This window comes from Actinophytocola sp. (assembly GCF_035712165.1).
In the GTDB taxonomy this organism is placed as follows: Bacteria; Actinomycetota; Actinomycetes; order Mycobacteriales; family Pseudonocardiaceae; genus DASYTH01.
Genome location: NZ_DASTBH010000492.1, coordinates 1 through 4,428, shown reverse-complemented (window position 1 = coordinate 4,428; position 4,428 = coordinate 1). Strand labels below are relative to the sequence as shown.

Sequence of the window (4,428 nt, the reverse complement as noted above, 5' to 3'; positions counted from 1 at the left end):
CGTGGATGGCGGCGAGCGCCTCGGCGACGTAGGGGTCTCGGAGCCCGGCCAGCCAGCCGGGGTGGTCGACGGTGTCGCTGTGGTGGCGCAGGGCGCGGATGAGCAGCGCGTCGGACAGCCGGGCCATGACCAGGTCGCTGCCGGGTCCGCCGTCGAACGCCTCTGCGCTCAGCGCCTCGATCAAGGGGGCGAGCCAGGGCGGTGGGCGGCCGGCCTCGCCGGGCAGATGGATGCTGCGGGGCATCCCGCGTAGGGCGGGGTGGTCCGGCTCGCCGATGAGGAACGCGCCGCAGACCACGACGGTGTCCACGGCCGGGCCGCCGGCCCGCAGCCGGGTGCCGGGGGTACGCATGGCCAGTTCGAAACCAGAGACCGTGGACGACGGGCCCGGGCCGGGCGAGCGCAGCAGGTGCGCGTCACCTCGCGGGAAGATCACGAGGTCGCCGGCGGTGAGCCGGTCGACGGTGCCGTCGTCGAGGACGGCCTCGCACTCGCCACGCGCGATGATGTGCACTCCGCGTAGCCCGGGCTGGTCGAAGCGCATCCGGAACGGTGCGCCCAGTTCGAGCCACCGGTAGCCGGCGCTTTCGAAGCGCAACTCGCGTAGCACGGCACTCAGCAGGTCCACGGGCACCACCCTGCGGCCTCGGCACCCGTCGGGGCCGAGACGAACGATGTGGTTTGCCGGACGCGCACACATGGATTGTCGCCAACCGCGCCGCTTAGCGTCGACCTCGCGCAGACCGAGCGGTGAGGAGACGATCGATGCTGGTGCACGGGCCCGGAGATGGGCGGCGCACAGTGCTGGTGACCGGTGGGACGGGCGGGATCGGCCGTGCCGTTGCCGTGGAGTTGGCCCGGCGCGGGCACCGGGTCTTGATCGTCGGTCGCAGCGCCGCCCGGGGCGCAGCGGTGCTGGCCGAGCTTGACGACGCCGGCCCGGGCGCCGCTCACGCGCTGATCCGGGCCGACCTGTCGCTGCTAAGCGACACGGCACGGGCCGCCGAGGAGACCACACGCCACACCGACCGCCTCGACGCGGTGGTGCTCTGCGCGGGGGTGCTGTCCACCGTCGCGGAGTGGACCGGCGAGGACCTCGAACGCACCTTCGTCCTCAACTACCTGTCCCGCTATCTGCTCCTGCGGCTGCTGCTGCCGCCACTGGCGAAGGCGCCGTCGGGTCGGGTGGTACTGGTCGCCAATGCCGGCAAGTACCGGGACACCGTGGACCTGGACGACCTTCAACTTCGCCGGGGCGCGCGGGGGTTGTGGGTGGCCGGGCGCACCCAGTTCGCCAACGACCTGCTCGCCGTCGAGCTGGCCGAGCGGGTACGCGGCAGCCGGATCGAGGTCACCTGCGTCTACCCGGGCCTGGTCGCCACCGACGTGTTCGCCAACGCCCGCGGCCTGCCCCGCCCCGTGCGGGCGGCCGCCACCGCACTGCAGCGCCTGGTCGCCGCCTCACCGGCCGCCGCGGCGCAGACCCCGGCGTTCCTGGCCCACGACGCGGCCGCCACCGGCGTCGGGGGAAGCTTCTTCGGACCCCGGCAGCGCCGGAGGCGGATCCCGAAACGGGTCCGGCGTCCTGACCGACGCGCCGCGCTGTGGGCCGCCAGCGAGGACCTGGTCCGGCTCTGGCTGCCCGACCGCAGCCAGCCGCCCCGGCCACCTGCCGAGCACACCGAACCCGGCGAGGGCACCGAACCCGCGGCCAGCTCCCCAGTGGCCGGAACGGAGAACCGATGAGCGCCGCACCCGCCGGGATCCCCGGCTCGGCCGGATCGCACAGATCAAGCTCCCGGTCACCGACCTCGCCCGCAGCGTCACCTGGTGCCGACAACTCCTCGACCTCCGGCTGTGGGCCGAGTTCGTCGAGGACGGCCTACTGCGCGGCGCCGCACTGATCGACCCCTGGGGCCGGTTCAACATCGCGCTGCGGGACCGGGCCGCCTGCCCCAGCCAACCAGACCTGAACGGCTTCGACATCACCGCCTTCGTCCCCGCCTCCCGCACGGTGCTCGACGACATGGCCGCCCGGTGCGATCGGCTCGGCGGCGCGCACCGCGGCATCCGGGACCACGTCGGGGCACCTCCGCCACCGGTTATTTAGCCAGAACGCTCTTGTAATAAATATTTTTCTGTTCTAGCCTGACGGGACGCAGCTATCCGGGAGGAGGGTGAGATGGCGACATCTGTGGAGCCGGCGGACACGCGCATGATGGGGATCGTGCACGCGGCACTGCGCCGGGATCTGCTCCGGACACGTCACGTGTTGACTGTCGAGCCGCGTCCGCAAGGCCCGCAGCGGCGTGCTCTCGGCGAGCACGTGGTGTGGATGATGGCGTTCCTGCATGCTCACCACTCCGGTGAGGATCTTGGCCTGTGGCCGCTGGTCCGCGAGCGCAACCCCGGAGCGGGTGCGTTGCTCGACTCACTTGAGGCCGACCATCGGGCCATCGACCCGGCGGCCGACAAGCTGACCGAGGCCGGGCGCCGCTACGCCACCACCACGACCGACGACGCCAGGGTGGCCCTGGTCACCGCGTTGGATGAATTGACCGCGGTGCTGCTCCCGCACCTCGACCGCGAAGTCGCCGACGCGATGCCGGTTGTCTCGGCGAGCATCACGCACGCCGAGTGGCGGGCGGTCGAACGGCGGTTCAACATCAAACCGAAGTCGCTGCCCCAGCTCGCGATGGAAGGGCACTGGATCCTCGAGGGCATCGATCCCGACGGCTACCAGGTAGTGGTGCAGACCGTGCCGCCGCTGGCGAGATTCGTGCTTCTCCACGGCTTCGCCCGGGCATACCGCCGGCGGGCGCGGGCGCGGTGGCAGCCCGAAGCCGCCGCCGACCAGGGACCGGCCGACCAGGGACCGGCCGACCAGGGACGGGCACGCCGGTGACGGCGGATGAGGCGACGCCGTCCCGCCGCCGGTACCGGTCGCCGCTGCGTGAACAGCAGGCCGGTCAGACCAGGGCCGCCGTGATCGCCGCTGCTACCGGATTGTTCGGCGAGAAGGGCTGGGCGGGCACCGGGATGCGGGATGTAGCCGGTGCGGCCGGCGTGGCCATCGAGACGGTGTACGCCAACTTCCGCTCCAAGAGCGAGCTCCTCACGGCCTGCATCGACCGGGCCGTTGTCACCGACGACCAACCCGTACCGCTCGCCGACCGCCCGGCCTTCGCCGCCCTCGGCCGCGGCACCCGGGCGCAGCGCACCCGGGCCGCCGCCCGCCTGCTCACCGACATCCACCAACGCACGGCCGGCTTGATCCTCACCTTGCGCGAGGCGGCGGCGTCCGATCCCGAACTGGCTCGATGGCGGCGCGCCGCGGAAGAGGGCCGGCGAGCCAACGTCGAACAGGCGGCAGCGCTGATCGCCGGTCGGTCCGTCACCCGCGAGGAGTGCGACGGCCTGTGGGCGGTCATGGCGGTCGAGGTGTACGAGCTACTGACCGTACAGCGCGGCTGGACGCCGCAGCAGTACCAACGATGGCTGGCCGGCATCATCAACCAGCTTCTCCCCGAGCGCGATCGGCTCAACTGAGCCCGAACGGAGCGGTGCCATGGACACAAGGACGCGACGCGCGGCGATGACCGGCCGCGCCGAAACCATCGTCGCTGCGCCGGTCGACGCGGTCTGGCGGGTCATCGCCGATGTCACCCGGACCGGGGAGTGGAGCCACGAATGCCACCACGTGGCATGGCTCGACGGGGCCGTCCGGGCCGAACCCGGCGTCCGCTTCCGCGGCCGGAACCGGTCCGGATGGCTGCGCTGGAGCCGCACCTGCGAAATGCTCGCCGTCGACCCACCAACACGGATCGCCTGGCGAACCATCGCCACCCCGATGTTCGTCGACAGCACCGAATGGACCGTCCGCCTCGAACCGTTCGCCGCCGGGACCCGCATCGTGCAGGAGTACCGGTTGACCCGGTGTCCACGGTGGTGGGAATGGATCGCCACCCGCCTGATCCCCGGCCACATCGACCGCACCGTCGCACTCACTGAAGACCTGCGACGAATCGGTGCCGTCGCCGAAGCCGACGCGCGCCCCGGAGCACCGGAACCGAACCGATGACCCCGCACCGAATCGCCGCCGTCCTCACGATCGGCGGCTCGGCCGCCTCCCTGCTCGGCGCCGCGATCGGCGTCCCCACGGTGTTCACGCAAGGCCACCCCGGCCCCGATGGCCATTCGTGACCTACATCCTGCTGACCATCGGCGGGTTGGCGCTGCTTGCCGCCGGACTGCTCGCCGACCACCGCGCCCCCGGGCTCGCATGGGTGACCGTCGCCGCCGACGTCACCTTCCTGGCCGTATAGCTGTGGTCATCCGATCTGCCACCATTCCTCCCACCAGCCCCGCTCTTTCATGACCCGGTGATCTTGCTGGTTGACGGCCGTCATTGATCTTTCTGAGGTCATC

At 71.7% G+C, this 4,428-nt stretch carries 7 protein-coding genes; 6 read left to right on the top strand and 1 reads right to left on the bottom strand.

What is annotated here, in order from left to right; all coding sequences use genetic code 11:
* A partial coding sequence (locus VFO68_RS27915; RefSeq protein ID WP_325161381.1) for a cupin domain-containing protein occupies window positions 1–628 on the bottom strand: 628 nt, incomplete at its 3' end.
* Between the two features lie 137 nt (window positions 629–765).
* Between VFO68_RS27915 and VFO68_RS27910 the strand changes: the two genes are divergently transcribed.
* From VFO68_RS27910 to VFO68_RS27885, 6 genes are all read left to right on the top strand, one after another.
* The gene (locus VFO68_RS27910) at window positions 766–1,746 is read left to right on the top strand and encodes an SDR family NAD(P)-dependent oxidoreductase (RefSeq protein ID WP_325161380.1); all 981 of its coding nucleotides are present in this window, start codon (window positions 766–768) and stop codon (window positions 1,744–1,746) included.
* A 436-nt stretch (window positions 1,747–2,182) separates the two neighbouring features.
* Window positions 2,183–2,905: a hemerythrin domain-containing protein gene (locus tag VFO68_RS27905; protein ID WP_325161379.1), complete on the top strand. Its 723-nt coding sequence runs from the start codon at window positions 2,183–2,185 to the stop codon at window positions 2,903–2,905.
* Window positions 2,902–3,549: a helix-turn-helix domain-containing protein gene (locus tag VFO68_RS27900; RefSeq protein WP_325161378.1), complete on the top strand. Its 648-nt coding sequence runs from the start codon at window positions 2,902–2,904 to the stop codon at window positions 3,547–3,549. The genes VFO68_RS27905 and VFO68_RS27900 overlap by 4 nt, the downstream gene beginning before the upstream one ends.
* Before the next feature lie 19 nt (window positions 3,550–3,568).
* On the top strand, window positions 3,569–4,081 hold the full coding sequence (locus VFO68_RS27895) for an SRPBCC family protein (protein WP_325161377.1): 513 nt from the start codon (window positions 3,569–3,571) through the stop codon (window positions 4,079–4,081).
* Entirely contained in the window at window positions 4,078–4,203 is a 126-nt protein-coding gene (locus VFO68_RS27890) for a hypothetical protein (RefSeq protein ID WP_325161376.1), read from the top strand. The genes VFO68_RS27895 and VFO68_RS27890 overlap by 4 nt, the downstream gene beginning before the upstream one ends.
* Window positions 4,200–4,325, top strand: a complete 126-nt coding sequence (locus tag VFO68_RS27885; RefSeq protein ID WP_325161375.1) for a hypothetical protein — start codon at window positions 4,200–4,202, stop codon at window positions 4,323–4,325. The genes VFO68_RS27890 and VFO68_RS27885 overlap by 4 nt, the downstream gene beginning before the upstream one ends.
* The last annotated feature ends 103 nt before the right edge of the window (window positions 4,326–4,428 follow it).

Excerpts from the sequence above, each read along its gene's own strand:
- VFO68_RS27890 (WP_325161376.1), top strand. The coding sequence starts at position 4,078 with ATGACCCCGCACCGAATCGCCGCCGTCCTCACGATCGGCGGCTCGGCC.
- VFO68_RS27910 (WP_325161380.1), top strand. The coding sequence starts at position 766 with ATGCTGGTGCACGGGCCCGGAGATGGGCGGCGCACAGTGCTGGTGACC.
- VFO68_RS27895 (WP_325161377.1), top strand. The coding sequence starts at position 3,569 with ATGGACACAAGGACGCGACGCGCGGCGATGACCGGCCGCGCCGAAACC.
- VFO68_RS27905 (WP_325161379.1), top strand. The coding sequence starts at position 2,183 with ATGGCGACATCTGTGGAGCCGGCGGACACGCGCATGATGGGGATCGTG.